A 16,158-nucleotide genomic window follows, 5' to 3' on the forward strand; every position below is an offset into this window, starting at 1 on the left:
GAGTAGCAATGAACAACACACGCAAGATCGCCCTCGCGGTTGCCGCCGTGGCCGCCCTCGGCCTGGGCAGCCTGCTCTGGAGCTCGAATGCCGAGCAGCACGCCGATGCCCATGGCAAGGATGACGATCATGGCCATGCCGAGACGCAGGCGACGCCAGCCAAAAACTCAGGCGAGGATGATCACGACCACCAGGAAGGCGCTGAAGACGAGCACGCCGAAGCAGGCCATGGAGAAGAGGAGGGCAAGCTGACCCTCAGTGCTGAGCAGATCAAGGCTGCGGGCATCGTTCTCGCCCCTGCAGGGCCACGCCAGCTCGGCACCGTGGTGAGCTTCCCGGGTGAAATCCGCTTCGACGAAGACCGCACCGCGCACGTGGTACCGCGGGTGCCTGGCGTGGTCGAAAGCGTGCAGGCCAATCTCGGCCAGGCGGTGCGCAAGGGCCAGGTGCTGGCGGTGATCGCCAGTCAGCAGATCTCCGACCTGCGCAGCGAACAGCAGGCCGCCCAGCGCCGACTGGAGCTTGCCCGGCTGACCTTCACCCGCGAACAACAGTTGTGGCAGGACAAGATTTCTGCCGAGCAGGACTACCTGCAGGCGCGCCAGGCCCTGCAAGAGGCTGAGATTGCCCAGGCCAATGCCCGCCAGAAAATCGCCGCAATCGGCTCTGCCATCGGGGCCGCCGGCGGCAACCGCTACGAACTGCGAGCACCGTTCGATGCAGTGGTGGTGGAGAAGCACCTGAGCGTCGGCGAAGTGGTCAGCGAGGCCACCAACGCGTTCATTCTGTCTGACCTCAGCCAGGTCTGGGCGACGTTTGCGGTGCCGCCCAGTGACTTGAACAAGGTCACCACCGGCCGCGCGGTCAAGGTGTCCTCGCCAGACATGAATGCCGAAGTCGACGGCAAGGTCGGCTATGTCGGCAGCCTGCTCGGTGAGCAGAACCGCGCGGCGACCGTGCGCGTCACCCTGACCAATCCCGAGGGGGCTTGGCGCCCGGGCCTGTTCGTGAATATCGCGGTCACGGCGCAGTCGGCCCAGGTCGCCGTGGCCGTGCCCGAGTCGGCTGTACAAACCCTCGAAGCACAGCCTGCGGTATTCGTGCGCAGCGTCGACGGCTTCGAGGCGCACCCAGTCAGCCTTGGTCGGCGTGACGGCGGTTATGTGGAAATCACCACGGGCCTGCAGGCCGGTGTCGAGGTCGCTGCCAGTGGCAGTTTCACGCTCAAGTCGGAGCTGGGCAAGGCCACTGCCGAGCACAGCCACTGATGCGCCGCGAAAGGAAGATTGCCCATGTTTGAACGTCTTATCAGATTCGCCATCGAGCAGCGTATCGTGGTCATGATCTCGGTGCTGATCATGGCTGCGGTCGGGGTCTACAGCTACCAGAAGCTGCCCATCGATGCGGTCCCGGATATCACCAACGTCCAGGTTCAGATCAACACCGCCGCACCAGGCTATTCACCGCTGGAAACCGAGCAGCGCATCACCTTTGCCGTGGAAACGGCCATGGCCGGCCTGCCGGGGCTGCTGCAGACCCGCTCGCTGTCGCGCTCGGGCCTGTCGCAGGTCACGGTGATTTTCAAGGACGGCACCGACATCTTCTTCGCCCGGCAGCTGGTCAACGAGCGTCTGCAGGTGGCCAAGGCGCAATTGCCGCAAGGCGTCGAGGCGATCATGGGCCCGGTATCGACCGGGCTCGGCGAGATTTTCCTGTGGACCGTCGAGACCGAGCCTGGCGCGTTGAAGGAAGACGGTACGCCCTACACCCCGACCGACCTGCGGGTGATCCAGGACTGGATCATCAAGCCGCAGTTGCGCAACGTGCCCGGGGTTGCCGAAATCAACACCATTGGCGGCTACGCCAAGCAGTATCAAATTGCGCCCGATCCCAAGCGCCTGGCTGCCTACAAACTGACCTTGAATGATTTGCTGGCTGCCCTGGAAAGCAACAATGGCAACGTTGGCGCCGGCTACATCGAGCGCAGTGGCGAGCAATTGCTGATCCGCGCACCTGGCCAGGTGGGCACTGTCGATGACATCGCCAACATCGTCATCAGCAGCGTTGGCGGCGCGCCGATCCGCGTCAGCAATGTTGCCGAAGTCAGCATCGGCAAGGAACTGCGCTCCGGCGCTGCCACCGAGAACGGCCGTGAGGTGGTGCTCGGCACCGTGTTCATGCTGATCAACGAGAACAGCCGCAGCGTGTCGCAAGCGGTTGCCAGCAAGCTCGCCGAGATCAACCGCACGCTGCCCAAGGGCGTGGTGGCGGTCACCGTCTATGACCGCACCAATCTGGTCGAAAAAGCCATTGCCACGGTCAAGAAGAACCTGATCGAAGGGGCGATCCTGGTCATCGTGATTCTGTTCCTGTTCCTCGGCAATATCCGCGCGGCGTTGATCACGGCGATGGTGATCCCGCTGTCGATGCTGTTCACCTTCACCGGCATGTTCAACAACAAGGTCAGCGCCAACCTGATGAGCTTGGGCGCGCTGGACTTCGGCATCATTGTCGACGGCGCGGTGGTGATCGTGGAAAACGCCATCCGGCGTCTGGCCCATGCCCAGCACAAGCACGGGCGCATGCTGAGCAAGACCGAGCGTTTCCATGAGGTGTTCGCGGCGGCCCGCGAGGCGCGCCGGCCGTTGATCTTCGGTCAGTTGATCATCATGGTGGTGTACCTGCCGATCTTTGCCCTCACCGGGGTCGAGGGCAAGATGTTCCACCCGATGGCCTTCACCGTGGTGCTGGCGCTGCTCGGCGCGATGATCCTGTCGGTGACGTTCGTGCCTGCCGCGATTGCCATGTTCGTCACCGGCAAGGTCAAGGAAGAGGAAGGCGTGGTCATGCGCACCGCGCGCCAGGGTTACCAGCCGGTGCTGCGCTGGGTGCTGGAGCATCGCCGGTTTGCCTTCGCCGGGGCGTTCATCGTGGTACTGCTCAGCGGCGTGCTGGCGACGCGCATGGGCAGCGAGTTCATCCCCAGCCTGAGCGAGGGTGATCTGGCCTTGCAGGCGTTGCGTGTGCCGGGCACCAGCCTGACCCAGTCGGTCGACATGCAGCAGCGTCTGGAAAAAGCCATCATTGAGCAGGTCCCAGAGGTGGAACGGATATTTGCCCGTACCGGCACCGCCGAGATCGCCTCCGACCCGATGCCGCCGAACATCTCCGATGCCTACATCATGCTCAAGCCGCAGAGTCAGTGGCCCGACCCGAGCCTGTCGCGGGAGGCATTGATCGCCCAGGTGCAGAAGGCAGCCGCCAGCGTGCCGGGAAGCAACTATGAGCTATCGCAGCCGATTCAGTTGCGTTTCAACGAGCTGATCTCCGGTGTGCGCAGTGATGTTGCGGTCAAGGTTTTCGGCGATGACATGGATGTGCTCAACCGCACTGCGGCCAAGATCGCCACGGCGTTGCAGGGCGTGCCAGGCGCGTCCGAGGTCAAGGTCGAACAGACCACCGGCTTGCCGGTACTGACCATCAATATCGACCGCGACAAGGCCGCACGTTATGGCCTGAGCATGGGCGCTGTGCAGGACGCCATCGCCATCGCGGTAGGTGGCCGTGAGGCTGGCACCTTGTATGAAGGCGACCGCCGTTTCGACATGGTGGTGCGCCTCTCGGAGACCTTGCGCACCGACGTTGCCGGGCTGTCCAGCCTGTTGATCCCGGTGCCGGCAAGCGCCGCCAGCGGGGCCCAGCAGATTGGCTTCATCGCCTTGTCGCAGGTGGCCAGCCTGGACCTGCAGTTGGGGCCCAACCAGATCAGCCGCGAGAACGGCAAGCGCGTGGTGGTGGTCAGCGCCAACGTGCGCGGGCGTGACCTTGGCTCGTTCGTCGCGCAGGCCAGCGAGACCCTGGCCAGCACGGTCGCCATCCCGGCAGGTTACTGGACCAGCTGGGGCGGCCAGTTCGAGCAGTTGCAGTCGGCGGCCAAGCGGCTGCAGATCGTGGTGCCGGTGGCTTTGCTGTTGGTCATGACCTTGCTGTTCTTGATGTTCAACAACCTCAAGGACGGCTTGCTGGTATTCACCGGGATTCCCTTTGCCCTGACCGGCGGGGTGGTGGCGCTGTGGCTGCGTGATATCCCGCTGTCGATTTCGGCTGGGGTCGGCTTTATTGCCTTGTCCGGGGTCGCGGTGCTCAACGGACTGGTGATGATCGCGTTCATCCGTGGGCTGCGTGAGGAGGGTCGCAGTGTCAGGCTGGCCGTGGATGAAGGTGCGCTGACCCGGTTGCGACCGGTGTTGATGACGGCGCTGGTGGCGTCGCTCGGCTTCATCCCGATGGCCTTGGCCACCGGCACCGGCGCTGAGGTGCAACGGCCGCTGGCGACCGTGGTGATTGGCGGGATTCTGTCGTCTACGGCGTTGACGCTGCTGGTGTTGCCGGCGCTGTATCACTGGGTGCATCGGCGTGATGATGAGGTAGAGCAGGCTTGAAGTAGTTGCCCAACAAAAAACCCACAATGCAGATTGTGGGTTTTTTTATTGAAGATTGAATAGAGCGGGGCCGCTGCGCGGCCCTTCGCGGGTGAACCCGCTCCCACAGGTTGATAAGTTAACTCACAACCCTGTGGGAGCGGGTTCACCGGGACGCCGGACCGCCGCGAAGGGGCGCGCAGCGGCCCCGTTATTGGTATGACAACTTACTTACTTTCAGTGCGTGGCTGTTTCTGCTGTTGCGCAACTTTTTGTTTGTCATCCTGCTGCAACGACTTGCTATCCCAAAGTCGTGCCTGTTCAGTCCGAAAATCCTTATTGAATTGCTTGGCGCGCTCATGCCCGCCTTCAGCATATGCGGTGCCGGTCATTCCAATCAGCAGGCTGGCCATGGCCATGCGCTTCAGCAGTTTCATAATTAACCTCGCTATCGTCAACCTGCCGGGAACGGCGGTTTCTCTCGCATGCAGGTTAACCAGGCGAAGTTAACGCGAGGGTGAGTGGGCCATTACAGTTTGGTTAGGTTGGCGCACTCATAACGGCAGCGGGTAATCGGCGCGCTAAAGATTACGGCAGCGTTAGTTGAATTCAACTTTTGAACGTTCATTGCCCGACCATTCGTCTTGTTTTGATAAAAATAGGGCACGATTTCTAACCGTTTTTCTCCCAATAGGTAGATGACGCGGTTCTGCGGTATCGCCCGACTACAGCAAAGGCTAGGAGAAAAATGTATGCACAACCCCGCCGATAAACAACACCAGCAACAAACACCGAGCAAGTCCGCCGGAGAAGCCGAGCGCGACAACGATGCACGCCGGCCAGACGGCTCGACGGGCACCGAGCATGATTCGACCGCGCAGAAAACTGCACGTCAGGAAGACCAGCAGCGCAAGTAAAAATGAAAAAGCGGCGCGCATCTCTCGGGATGCGCGCCGCTTTTTTTGCGGGGTTTACAGGATGGGCTTACCGCCGGTCACGCCATAGCGCGAACCGGAAATGTAGCTGGCCTCATCCGAGCCCAGCAGCACGTAGATCGGGGCGACTTCGACCGGCTGGCCAGGGCGGCCCATCGGCGTTTGCGTACCGAATTCGCTGACCTCTTCGACCGGCATGGTCGCCGGGATCAATGGTGTCCAGATCGGGCCAGGTGCGACGCTGTTGACGCGAATGCCCTTGCTGCCAAGCATCTGCGCCAACCCGGCGGTGAAGTTGGCGATCGCACCTTTGGTCGTCGCGTACGGCAGCAGTGTCGGCTTGGGCGAATCGGAGTTGATCGAGCTGGTGTTGATGATCGAACTGCCCTTGGCCATCGACGGCAGCGCGCGCTGGCAGATGCGGAACATGGCAGTGATGTTCACATCGAAGGTCATCACCCACTCGTCATCGGTGATGTCTTCGAGGTTTTCGTGGGACATCTGGAACGCGGCATTGTTGACCAGGATGTCGATGCGGCCGAATTTCTCCACCGTTTTGTCGACGGTTTCGTAGCACACCGCCTTGTGCGCCAGATCGCCCGGCAACAGCAGGCATTGGCGACCGGCCTGCTCGACCCAGCGGGCAGTTTCCTGGGCGTCTTCGTGTTCATTCAGATAAGCAATGGCGACGTCGGCACCTTCACGTGCATAGGCAATCGCCACGGCGCGGCCGATGCCGCTGTCGCCGCCAGTGATCAGGGCAATCTTGCCCTGCAGGCGGCCACTGCCTTTATAGCTGTGCTCACCGCAATCGGGGAGCGGTTGCATCTTCTGCTGCTCGCCGGGTACGTCCTGCGGTTGTGCCGGAAACGGTGGCGTAGGGTAATCGCGCATGGTCGGTACTCCTGTTGAGATGAAAGGCTCCTGTTATTGGAAGGAGCTCATCCGCGGGAGTTGGAGTGCATGCGCGGTCAACGCGACCAGTGGTCAAGCCTCAGGGTTTGGCGGGGATCCCGTACTTGCGCAGACGCTGAGCAATCGCAGTATGTGAGGTATTCAGCCGTGCTGCCAGCTGCCGGGTGGAGGGATAGCTGGGGTACAGGCGCTGCAACAGCTCACGCTCGAAATCGCCAACTGCCTGCTCAAGGCTGGCCACCTCGGTGTCCTGGCCTCGGCGCACCGCGGTGCCGGCGATGTCCAGGTCGCCAATGTCGACCAGGTCGCTGTCGCAGATGGCCGCAGCGCGGAAGATCACGTTCTGCAATTGGCGCACGTTGCCCGGCCACGGGTTGGCCAGCAACGCTGCATGGGTGCCTGGGGCGAGCTGGCAGGTCGGGCGCTGGATCTGCGTGCAGGCCTGCTGCATGAAATAGTGCGCCAGCAGCAGAATGTCCTGGCCGCGCTCGCGCAGCGGCGGCACTTGCAGGTTGAGCACGTTGAGGCGGTAGAACAGGTCCTCGCGAAAGCTGCCCTCGCTGACCATGCGTTCGAGGTCACGGTGGGTGGCGCTGATGATGCGTACATCGACCTTGACCTCGCGATCGCCACCGACCCGGCGAAAGCTGCCGTCGTTGAGAAAACGCAGCAGCTTGGCCTGCAGGTACGGCGACATCTCGCCGATTTCGTCGAGAAACACCGTACCCTGGTTGGCCAGCTCCATCAGCCCCGGCTTGCCACCGCGCTGCGCGCCGGTAAACGCGCCCGGGGCATAGCCGAACAGTTCGCTCTCGGCCAGGCTCTCGGGCAGCGCGGCGCAGTTGAGAGCCAGAAACGGCGCGCCCTGACGGCTGCTCAGGGCATGGCTGGCGCGGGCCACCAGCTCCTTGCCGGTGCCGGTTTCGCCATGCACCAGTAACGGCGCATCCAGCGCCGCCACACGCAGGGCACGGGCCTTGAGGGTGCGAATGGCTGGCGAGTCGCCGAGCAGCGCATCGAAGCCTTCGGCGTGATCATGGTGCAGCGCCGACAAGCGCTCCCCCATACGCTTGGGCGGGTACAGCGTCAGCAGGCCGCCGGCATGGGTGATCGGCGTGGCATCCAGGAGCAGGCTGTGGCCGTCGAACTGCATCTCGCGCATCGGCAGGTGGAAGTTGTTGTCCAGCAGCGCCTGCAGCAGCGCCGGGTCCTTGAACAGCTCGCCAACCGAGCGCCCAGCCGACTCGCGCCCGCACAGGGCGATCAGCGCCGGGTTGGCCAGCAACACCTTGCCGGCGCTGTCGACGGCCAGCACCGGGTCGCTCATGGCTGCCAGCAAGGCATCCAGCTGCAGGTGGCGGCGCTGTCCGGGGAGGATGTCGACCACTTCCACCGATTGCACGCCGTGCACTTCCAGCAGGGCATCGTGCAGTTCTTCGAGCACCGCCGGGCTGAGGGTCGGGGCGTCGATGTAGACGTTGGGCGGGACCATCTCCACGGCGTCCAGGTTGAGATGGCGGGCACCGAGCAGGGCCAGGACTTCCTGGGTGATGCCGACGCGGTCGATGAAGCTGACGTGAATGCGCATGGGGAGCGTACAAGGCTGTGGCCGCAGAGGCGCTCAGTATGCCGCGCCCGCCTCAGGCTTCAAGCCTTGTGCATCAACAAAACTGCCGGCGGTACTGTCGCCGTAGAGGCTATTCCAGATGCTCAGGCTTGACGCAGTCGCCGGATTTGACCGCGAGCTTCTGGCGGATGTCTTCAAACATCAGGTCATAGATTTTGTGCGACGAGCCCATGCTTTCGAATTTTTTCGGCTGCGGCATGTAGCTCTGGGCCTTGCGCGTGGCGATGCTGAGAAAGCTCGGCAGGACCTGATCCTTGGCCAGAAAGAACGTCTCATCGACCGGCTTGCCTTCGATGCTGCCGTGCATACGAAACTGGATGCCGGCGCCGTCCTTGGGGTCCGTGGCCACTTCGTAGTTGATGTTGAGGTCGTAGCTGTGATCCTGGTTGTGCAGCGCCATGCGCTCGATATGCACGTGACCTGGCTCGAACTTGGCCATGATAGCTCCTCGCAAAGGTGTGAAAACGGCGGGCGACCGGCACCCGCCAACTGCAATCAACGGTAGCTTATTCCAGGCTTGGCGGTGGATACCCGAGTGCCGGCGGTGCCTTTGACGATCTCTTCGATGTCGGCCAGCGAGCCAATCACCGCGACCTTGCCGGTGTTGCGGGCGAAGTCGCAGGCAGCCTGCACCTTGGGTCCCATCGAGCCTGCGGCAAAGCCAAGCCGCTCCAGTTCATCCGGGTGAGCCTGGGCAATCGCCTTCTGCGTGGGCTTGTTGAAGTCGATATACGCGGCATTGACGTCGGTGGCGATGACCAGCAGATCAGCGTCCAGCTGTTCAGCCAGCAGGGCCGAACACAGGTCCTTGTCGATCACCGCTTCGATGCCTTTGAGCTTGCGGTTTTCATCGTACATGGTGGGGATGCCGCCGCCACCGGCACAGATCACGATGCTGCGTTTTTCCAGCAACCATTTGATCGGACGGATTTCGAAGATGCGCTTGGGTTTCGGGCTGGCGACTACCCGGCGGTATTTGTCGCCGTCAGGCTTGACCACCCAGCCCTTGTCCTTGGCCAGACGCTCGGCGTCCTCCTTGCTGTAGACCGGGCCGATGAACTTGGTCGGGTCCTTGAAGGCCGGGTCGTTGGCGTCGACTTCGACCTGGGTGAGCAGGGTGGCGAACGGCACTTCGAAGTCGAGCAGGTTGCCCAGCTCCTGTTCGATCATGTAGCCGATCATGCCTTCGGTTTCAGCGCCAAGCACGTCCAGCGGGTAGGCTTCGTCCGGCTTGTAGGCCTGGGCCTGCAGCGACAGCAAACCGACCTGCGGACCGTTGCCGTGGGCGATGACCAGTTCATTGCCGGGGTGGATCTTGGCGATCTGTTCGGTGGCGGTGCGGATGTTGCTTCGCTGATTGTCAGCGGTCAGAGGCTCGCCTCGGCGGAGCAGGGCGTTGCCGCCCAGTGCAACAACGATACGCATGGTGAAGTGTCCTTTGGCAGAGAGGAGCAGACGGCGTGGCCGCTGCACGTGAACGTGCTGACAAGCAGCAATTCACCCAGCAGCGGCCACGCCAGCCCAGCGGATCGGTCAGAGATCGGCCAGGGTCGAGACCAGGATCGCCTTGATCGTGTGCATGCGGTTTTCCGCCTGCTCGAAGGCAATGCAGGCCGGCGACTCGAACACGTCGTCGGTCACTTCGATACCGTTGGCCAGGTGCGGGTACTGCTCGGCGATCTGCTTGCCGACCTTGGTGTCGGAGTTGTGGAACGCCGGCAGGCAGTGCATGAACTTGGCCCGCGGGTTGCCGGTGGCCTTCATCAGCTCGGCGTTGACCTGATACGGCAGCAGTTGCTGAATGCGTTCGCCCCAGGCTTCGACTGGCTCGCCCATCGATACCCAGACGTCGGTATGGACGAAATCGACGCCTTTGACCGCCGCTTTCGGGTCTTCGGTGAGGGTGATGCGCGCGCCGCTTTCTTCGGCGTATTTGTGGCAGCGTTCGACCAGATCATCGTGCGGCCACAGCGCCTTGGGCGCGGCAATGCGCACGTCCATGCCGAGTTTGGCGCCGATCAGCAGCAGCGAGTTGCCCATGTTGTTGCGGGCGTCGCCCAGGTAGGCGTAGCTGATGTCGTGGATCGGCTTGTCGCTGTTTTCGCGCATGGTCAGCACGTCGGCGATCATCTGGGTAGGGTGGTATTCATCGGTCAGGCCGTTGAACACCGGTACCCCGGCAAACTTGGCCAGCTCTTCGACGATCTCCTGCTTGAAGCCGCGGTACTCGATGGCGTCGTACATGCGCCCGAGCACCCGTGCGGTGTCCTTCATGCTTTCCTTGTGACCGATCTGCGACGAATTGGGGTCGATGTAGGTGACGTTTGCGCCTTGGTCGTAGGCGGCCACTTCGAACGCGCAGCGGGTGCGGGTCGAGGTCTTTTCGAAGATCAGGGCAATGTTGTTGCCCTTCAGGTGCTGCTGCTCGGTGCCGGTGTACTTGGCGCGCTTGAGGTCGCGGGACAGGTCGAGCAGGTAGCGCAGCTCGCGCGTGGTGTGGTGTTCCAGGCTGAGCAGGTTGCGGTTGTGGATGTTGAACGCCATGACAGTTCTCCTTGGATTCGGTGAGGTACCCGGCCGGCGCCTGGTGAGCGCGGCCGGGGTGCTGGCTATTTCAGTAATCGATAGGGTCGCGGATGATCGGGCAGGTCATGCAGTGGCCGCCGCCACGGCCACGGCCGAGTTCGCCGGCACTGATGGTGATGACCTCCACTCCCGCCTTGCGCAGCAGGGTATTGGTATAGGTATTGCGGTCGTAGCCGATGACCACGCCAGGCTCGAGCGCGACCACGTTGTTGCCGTCATCCCACTGCTCGCGCTCGGCGGCAAAGGCGTTGCCGCCGGTTTCCACCACGCGCAGCTCCTTCAGGTTGAGCGACTCGGCGACCACTTCGATGAAGCTCTTGTGCTCGCGGCGCACGTCCAGGCCATACGGCTTGCTGCTGTCCTGACGGATCACGAACGGCACGATCTCTTTGACTACTTCCGGGAAGACCGTGACCAGGTCGCGGTCGCAGAAGCTGAACACGGTATCCAGGTGCATCGCCGCGCGCGATTTGGGCAGGCCGGCGACCACTACTTTTTCTACCGCGCCCTTGGCGAACAGCGACTGCGCCAGTTGGCCGATGGCCTGGCGCGAAGTGCGCTCACCCATGCCGATCAAGACCACGCCATTGCCGATCGGCATCACGTCGCCGCCTTCCAGGGTGGCCTTGCCGTGGTCCTGGTCAGGGTCGCCGTACCAGATTTCGAACTCGGCGTTGGTGAACTGTGGGTGGAACTTGTAGATGGCGGTGGTCAGCAGGGTTTCCTGACGGCGCGCTGGCCAGTACATCGGGTTCAGCGTGACGCCGCCGTAGATCCAGCAGGTGGTGTCGCGGGTGAACTGGGTGTTGGGCAGCGGGTCGAGGAGGAAGCTGGAGTGACCGAGGTAGTCGCGGTACATCTTGATCACGCTGGCGCCTTCGCTTTCAGGCAGGTCTTCGCCGGCCACGCCGCCAATCAGAAACTCAGCCAGACGGCGCGGCTCCATACCTTCGAGCCAGCTGCGCACTTCGTTGGTCAGGCCCAGGCCGACGGTGTCGGCGGTGATCTTGCGGTCGAGGATCCACTTCAGCGCTTCAGGGATCTGCACGGTCTCGGTCAGCAGGTTGTGCATTTCCAGCACTTCGATGCCTCGCTCGCGCATCTTGGTAACGAAGTCGAAGTGGTCGCGCTTGGCCTGGTTGACCCAGATCACATCGTCGAACAGCAGGTCGTCGCAGTTGCTTGGGGTCAGCCGCTGGTGCGCCAGGCCTGGGGAGCAGACCATCACTTTGCGCAGTTTGCCGGCTTCGGAATGGACGCCGTACTTGAGGTTTTCGGTGGACATGGTGATTGCCTCCATGATGCAGATTCGGTGATTAAAGGGTCAGGAAACCGTCATACAGGCCGTAGGCCGCCACCAGCGCGCCGACGACTACTGCGGCGAAGATCAGCTTCTCCATGCTGGTGAAGATCGGTTGCCCCAGTTCACGCTTGGCCTTGGCGAACAGGATCGCCCCAGGCGCATACAGCAGCGCCGACAGCAGCAGGTACTTCATGCCGCCGGCATACAGCAGCCAGATCGCGTAGAGCAGGGCGATGGCGCCGATCAGCAGGTCCTTGCGCCGCTCACCGGGTGCTTGTTCGTAGGTTTCGCCGCGCAGCGCCATGAGAAAGCCGTAGGCCGCCGACCACAGGTAGGGCACCAGGATCATCGAGGTGGCAAGGTAGATCAGCGACAGGTAGGTGCTGGCCGAGAACAGGGTGATGATCAGGAACACCTGCACCATCGCGTTTGTCAGCCAAAGGGCGTTGGTCGGGACATGGTTGGCGTTTTCGCGGCGCAGGAACTCCGGCATGGTGTGGTCCTTGGCCGCCGCGAACATGATCTCGGCGCACAGCAGCACCCACGACAGCAACGCCCCGAGCAGCGAGATGATCAGGCCGACGCTGATCAGCACCGCGCCCCAGTGGCCGACCACATGCTCAAGCACTGCCGCCATCGACGGGTTCTGCAGCTTGGCCAGTTCCGGTTGGGTCATCACGCCCATCGACAGCACGTTGATCAGCACCAGGAACAGCAGCACGGTGATAAATCCGATTACCGTGGCCTTGCCGACGTCGGCGCGTTTTTCTGCGCGGGAGGAGAAGATGCTCGCGCCCTCGATGCCGATGAACACCCACACGGTGACCAGCATCATGTTGCGCACCTGGTTCATCACGCTTCCCAGGTCCGGCGAGCCGACCGCCCAGATGTCGGCGGTGATCACGTCGAGCTTGAACGCGAACAGGCAGATCAGCGCGAACAAGGCCAGCGGCACCACCTTGGCGATGGTCGTCACCAGGTTGATGAAGGCGGCTTCCTTGATCCCGCGCAGCACCAGAAAATGCACGGCCCAGAGCAGGATCGAGGCGCCGATCACCGCCGCCGGCGTGTTGCCTTCGCCAAATACCGGGAAGAAATAACCGAGGGTGCTGAACAACAGCACGAAGTAACCGACGTTGCCCAGCCAGGCACTGATCCAGTAACCCCAGGCTGAGGAAAAGCCCATGTAGTCACCAAATCCAGCCTTGGCGTAGGCATACACGCCACCGTCCAGATCGGGCTTGCGATTGGCCAGGGTCTGGAATACGAACGCCAGGGTCAACATGCCTACTGCGGTAATTGCCCAGCCAATCAATACCGCGCCAACACCGGCACTGGCGGCCATGTTTTGCGGCAGGGAAAATATCCCGCCACCAATCATCGAGCCGACCACAAGTGCGACCAGTGCGCCGAGTTTAAGTTTTTCGGGAGAATCAGACATTTAACGACTCCGTACCAGGAGAAAGTTGACGTCATGGTAAACCTGACGCCGCCGGCATTCGCTGATGTAGATCAGTTCATGGCAACGTAAGGCCTGGGCCAGACGTGTCTCCTGGAGTGTGCCGACCGCTCTGCTGCAGGCCTTTGCACCGGCAACTCCATGTCTAGGTAGAGTAAACACTCTGTTCTGCCTGCGATGTTTCAAACTAGCCGCTTTTACTGGATAGGCAAATTTTCAGCGTAAATTAAAATTATTACTGTAGAGGCTATAGTTGCCCGGCAGTCTCCCACTGGCGCACAGGATCGCCTATAGACAGTGTTGCTATTAGTGCTATAGCGTTTAAGGGTGACAGCGCATATACAGCGCTATTTATATGGGCTCAAAAGTTTTGCGTGCAGATGACATCAACCAACGGTGGGCGCCCAATGAGCGAGCCTGGAAATAAACTGCGACTCGGTGCATTGATTGCGCTGGTAGTGGGTTCGATGATAGGTGGCGGAATCTTTTCGCTGCCGCAGAACATGGCCGCCCGCGCCGACGCCGGCGCTGTGTTGATCGGCTGGGGCATCACCGCCGTAGGCATGCTGGCGCTGGCGTTCGTGTTCCAGACCCTGGCCAACCGCAAACCCGAACTCGACTCGGGGGTGTATGCCTACGCCAAGGCCGGCTTTGGCGACTACATGGGTTTCTCTTCGGCGTGGGGCTACTGGATCAGCGCCTGGCTGGGCAACGTCGGCTACTTCGTACTGCTGTTCAGCACCCTGGGGTTTTACTTCCCGATGTTCGGCGAGGGCAATACGCCGGTGGCGATCGGCTGCGCCTCGGTGTTGCTCTGGTGCGTGCACTTTGTGGTGCTGCGTGGGATCAAGGAAGCCGCGTTCATCAACCTGATCACTACCGTGGCCAAGGTAGTGCCACTGCTGATTTTCATCGTGATTGCCGCCGTGGCGTTTCGTGCCGAAGTCTTCACCCGCGACTTCTGGGGCGCGAGCAACCCGCAGTTCGGCAGCGTCATGGAGCAGGTCCGCAACATGATGCTGGTGACCGTGTTCGTGTTTATCGGCATCGAGGGCGCGAGCGTGTACTCGGCGCGGGCCCAGCGCCGTTCAGACGTGGGCAAGGCGACCGTGATCGGCTTTCTCGGCGTGCTCGCCTTGCTGGTGCTGGTCAACGTGCTGTCGCTTGGGGTGATGACCCAGCCGGAGCTGGCGGGGTTGCAGAACCCGTCGCTGGCAGCGGTGCTGGAGCATATCGTCGGCCCATGGGGCGCGCTGCTGATCAGCCTTGGCCTGGCGGTGTCACTGCTGGGCGCGCTGCTGTCGTGGGCACTGTTGTGTGCAGAGATCCTCTACGCCACGGCCAAGGACAAGACCATGCCGCGTTTTCTCACCGTCGAGAACGCCAATCACGTGCCGGCCAACGCGCTGTGGCTGACCAACTGCATGATCCAGGGCTTTTTGCTGATCACGCTGTTTTCGGCAGGCACCTACACCAGCCTGATCTATCTGGCGTCGTCGATGATTCTGGTGCCGTACCTGTGGTCCGCGGCCTATGCGGTGCTGCTGGCGCTGCGCGGTGAAGGCTATGCCGAGCAAGCCGGGCTGCGCCGCAAGGACCTGGTGGTGGCCGGCCTGGCGCTGGTCTACGCGATCTGGCTGTTGTACGCCGGCGGGCTCAAGTACCTGCTGCTGTCGGCGTTGCTGTATGCGCCAGGGGTGATTCTGTTTGCAAGGGCCAAGCACGAGCAGGGCCAGGCGCTCTTCAGCGGCTGGGAAAAGCTGATTTTCGCTGCGGTGCTGGCAGGTGCAGGCGTGGCCGCGTATGCGCTGTACGCGGGGTTGTTGACGCTCTAGCTCAGCCGGCGTTGCAGTTGGAGGCTGCGGGCTGAACGCGCTCCGGGCGTGACCAGATCCACAGGTTGCCCAGGCTCATGCCGGCGATGGCCAGAAACACCGGCCAACGGTGCTCGAGAAAGGTCAGCATCAGGCAGGCGCAAATCAGCATGCTCACGGTGGCGCTGATTTTCGCCCGGCGCTGGATCACCCGGCCGTTGCGCCAGTTGTGCAGGATCGGCCCGAACAGCCGATGGTTCTCCAGCCAGGCGCTCAGGCGCGGCGAGCTGCGTGTCGCGGCCCAGGCTGCAAGCAGAATGAACTCGGTGGTCGGCAGGCCCGGAATGACAATCGCCACCAAGCCGATCCCCAGGCTCACATAAGCCAGGATCGCGTACAGCAGGCGGGTCAGTTTCGAGCGGGCAAGTTGGGTCATGGTCTCACTGCAAAAACGGCCGGCCACCACCGCGGTGACCGGGTAAAGCGTATCAGGCCGGCGCGACTTCTGCCGCGTAGGCATGCTTGAGCAACTCGGTGAAGCGCTCGAAGGCGGCGACTGCAGCACGCTCGGCGGCTGCGTCTTCTTCAGCCGACAGCTCCAGGCCGTCGAGGATGCGCGTGAACTGTTTCCAGCCTTCGGCACGGCCACCGGCCGGCTCACCCAGGTGACGTGCGCCAAAGCTGTCGGACAGCTCCAGTGTCACTGCACGCTTGATCAAAAAAGCGGCGCCCAGTTTGGAGCCTTCGGAGACGAAGATCCAGCCCAGTGCCTCGCCCAGGCTCGGCGCCTGCAACGCGCCAGCCACGGGCGCCGGTACTGCGGTATCGAGATCGGCCAGGTCCAGGCGAGCCTGATCGGCGCGGCAGCGTGCGGCCAGGTCGGGCACGATAGCGATCAGTTGTGGGTCGTTGTACAGCGCCTGCAGCTCGGACTGAAACAGGTACTGGGCGACCACGAAGCGGGCAAAGTTGTCACGGTTGGCAAACGGCGCGTGGGCTTTGACCAGTGCGTCGAGCTCGGTGTGTGGGGCGTTGGTCGCTTGATTCAGGCGTTGCGAGCGCAGCAGCGGGCGCTCGGCGTTGGCGGCGTTGGTCATG

Annotated in this window: 14 protein-coding genes; 4 read left to right on the top strand and 10 right to left on the bottom strand. The window is 62.4% G+C overall.

Features of this window, described 5'->3' with window-relative positions:
* Window positions 1-8 precede the first annotated feature (8 nt).
* Complete coding sequence (locus AC58X1_RS14645; protein WP_150571078.1) at window positions 9-1,268, top strand: efflux RND transporter periplasmic adaptor subunit; 1,260 nt, start codon at window positions 9-11, stop codon at window positions 1,266-1,268.
* Between the two features lie 24 nt (window positions 1,269-1,292).
* Complete coding sequence (locus AC58X1_RS14650) at window positions 1,293-4,442, top strand: efflux RND transporter permease subunit (RefSeq protein WP_497429035.1); 3,150 nt, start codon at window positions 1,293-1,295, stop codon at window positions 4,440-4,442.
* Window positions 4,443-4,648: 206 nt separating this feature from the next.
* On the opposite strand, the gene AC58X1_RS14655 is transcribed toward AC58X1_RS14650, so the two are convergent.
* Complete coding sequence (locus AC58X1_RS14655) at window positions 4,649-4,858, bottom strand: hypothetical protein (RefSeq protein ID WP_259075700.1); 210 nt, start codon at window positions 4,856-4,858, stop codon at window positions 4,649-4,651.
* Window positions 4,859-5,173: 315 nt separating this feature from the next.
* Between AC58X1_RS14655 and AC58X1_RS14660 the strand changes: the two genes are divergently transcribed.
* Complete coding sequence (locus AC58X1_RS14660; protein WP_191622787.1) at window positions 5,174-5,338, top strand: hypothetical protein; 165 nt, start codon at window positions 5,174-5,176, stop codon at window positions 5,336-5,338.
* A 54-nt stretch (window positions 5,339-5,392) separates the two neighbouring features.
* On the opposite strand, the gene AC58X1_RS14665 is transcribed toward AC58X1_RS14660, so the two are convergent.
* The 7 genes from AC58X1_RS14665 to arcD (AC58X1_RS14695) all read right to left on the bottom strand — a co-directional run bounded on the left by AC58X1_RS14665 (window position 5,393) and on the right by arcD (AC58X1_RS14695) (window position 13,228).
* Window positions 5,393-6,250, bottom strand: coding sequence for an SDR family oxidoreductase (locus tag AC58X1_RS14665; RefSeq protein WP_497429036.1), 858 nt, complete (start codon window positions 6,248-6,250; stop codon window positions 5,393-5,395).
* A 100-nt stretch (window positions 6,251-6,350) separates the two neighbouring features.
* Window positions 6,351-7,859 (bottom strand): transcriptional regulator GcsR, encoded by a 1,509-nt coding sequence (gene gcsR, locus AC58X1_RS14670; RefSeq protein WP_101316936.1) that lies wholly within the window; start codon window positions 7,857-7,859, stop codon window positions 6,351-6,353.
* Between the two features lie 109 nt (window positions 7,860-7,968).
* On the bottom strand, window positions 7,969-8,337 hold the full coding sequence (locus AC58X1_RS14675) for a DUF5064 family protein (RefSeq protein ID WP_101316938.1): 369 nt from the start codon (window positions 8,335-8,337) through the stop codon (window positions 7,969-7,971).
* 56 nt (window positions 8,338-8,393) lie between these two features.
* Complete coding sequence (arcC, locus tag AC58X1_RS14680; protein ID WP_447735526.1) at window positions 8,394-9,323, bottom strand: carbamate kinase; 930 nt, start codon at window positions 9,321-9,323, stop codon at window positions 8,394-8,396.
* Between the two features lie 108 nt (window positions 9,324-9,431).
* Window positions 9,432-10,442 carry an ornithine carbamoyltransferase gene (locus AC58X1_RS14685; protein ID WP_101316942.1) on the bottom strand — a complete coding sequence of 337 codons (1,011 nt, stop codon included), beginning with the start codon at window positions 10,440-10,442 and terminating at the stop codon, window positions 9,432-9,434.
* A gap of 70 nt (window positions 10,443-10,512) precedes the next feature.
* The gene (gene arcA / locus AC58X1_RS14690) at window positions 10,513-11,769 is read right to left on the bottom strand and encodes an arginine deiminase (RefSeq protein WP_150572047.1); all 1,257 of its coding nucleotides are present in this window, start codon (window positions 11,767-11,769) and stop codon (window positions 10,513-10,515) included.
* A 31-nt stretch (window positions 11,770-11,800) separates the two neighbouring features.
* Complete coding sequence (arcD, locus tag AC58X1_RS14695; RefSeq protein ID WP_101316946.1) at window positions 11,801-13,228, bottom strand: arginine-ornithine antiporter; 1,428 nt, start codon at window positions 13,226-13,228, stop codon at window positions 11,801-11,803.
* A gap of 425 nt (window positions 13,229-13,653) precedes the next feature.
* Here arcD (AC58X1_RS14695) and arcD (AC58X1_RS14700) point away from each other — a divergent pair, with 425 nt between their 5' ends.
* A complete protein-coding gene (arcD, locus tag AC58X1_RS14700; protein WP_497429037.1) occupies window positions 13,654-15,081 on the top strand; it encodes an arginine-ornithine antiporter in 1,428 nt (475 codons plus the stop codon).
* A 1-nt stretch (window position 15,082) separates the two neighbouring features.
* Here arcD (AC58X1_RS14700) and AC58X1_RS14705 read toward each other — a convergent pair whose 3' ends face one another.
* Complete coding sequence (locus AC58X1_RS14705; RefSeq protein ID WP_103436217.1) at window positions 15,083-15,496, bottom strand: YbaN family protein; 414 nt, start codon at window positions 15,494-15,496, stop codon at window positions 15,083-15,085.
* 52 nt (window positions 15,497-15,548) lie between these two features.
* Window positions 15,549-16,157 (bottom strand): biliverdin-producing heme oxygenase, encoded by a 609-nt coding sequence (locus tag AC58X1_RS14710; protein WP_188035473.1) that lies wholly within the window; start codon window positions 16,155-16,157, stop codon window positions 15,549-15,551.
* Between the last annotated feature and the right edge of the window lies 1 nt (window position 16,158).

Source organism: Pseudomonas sp. PGPR N4 (assembly GCF_059693665.1).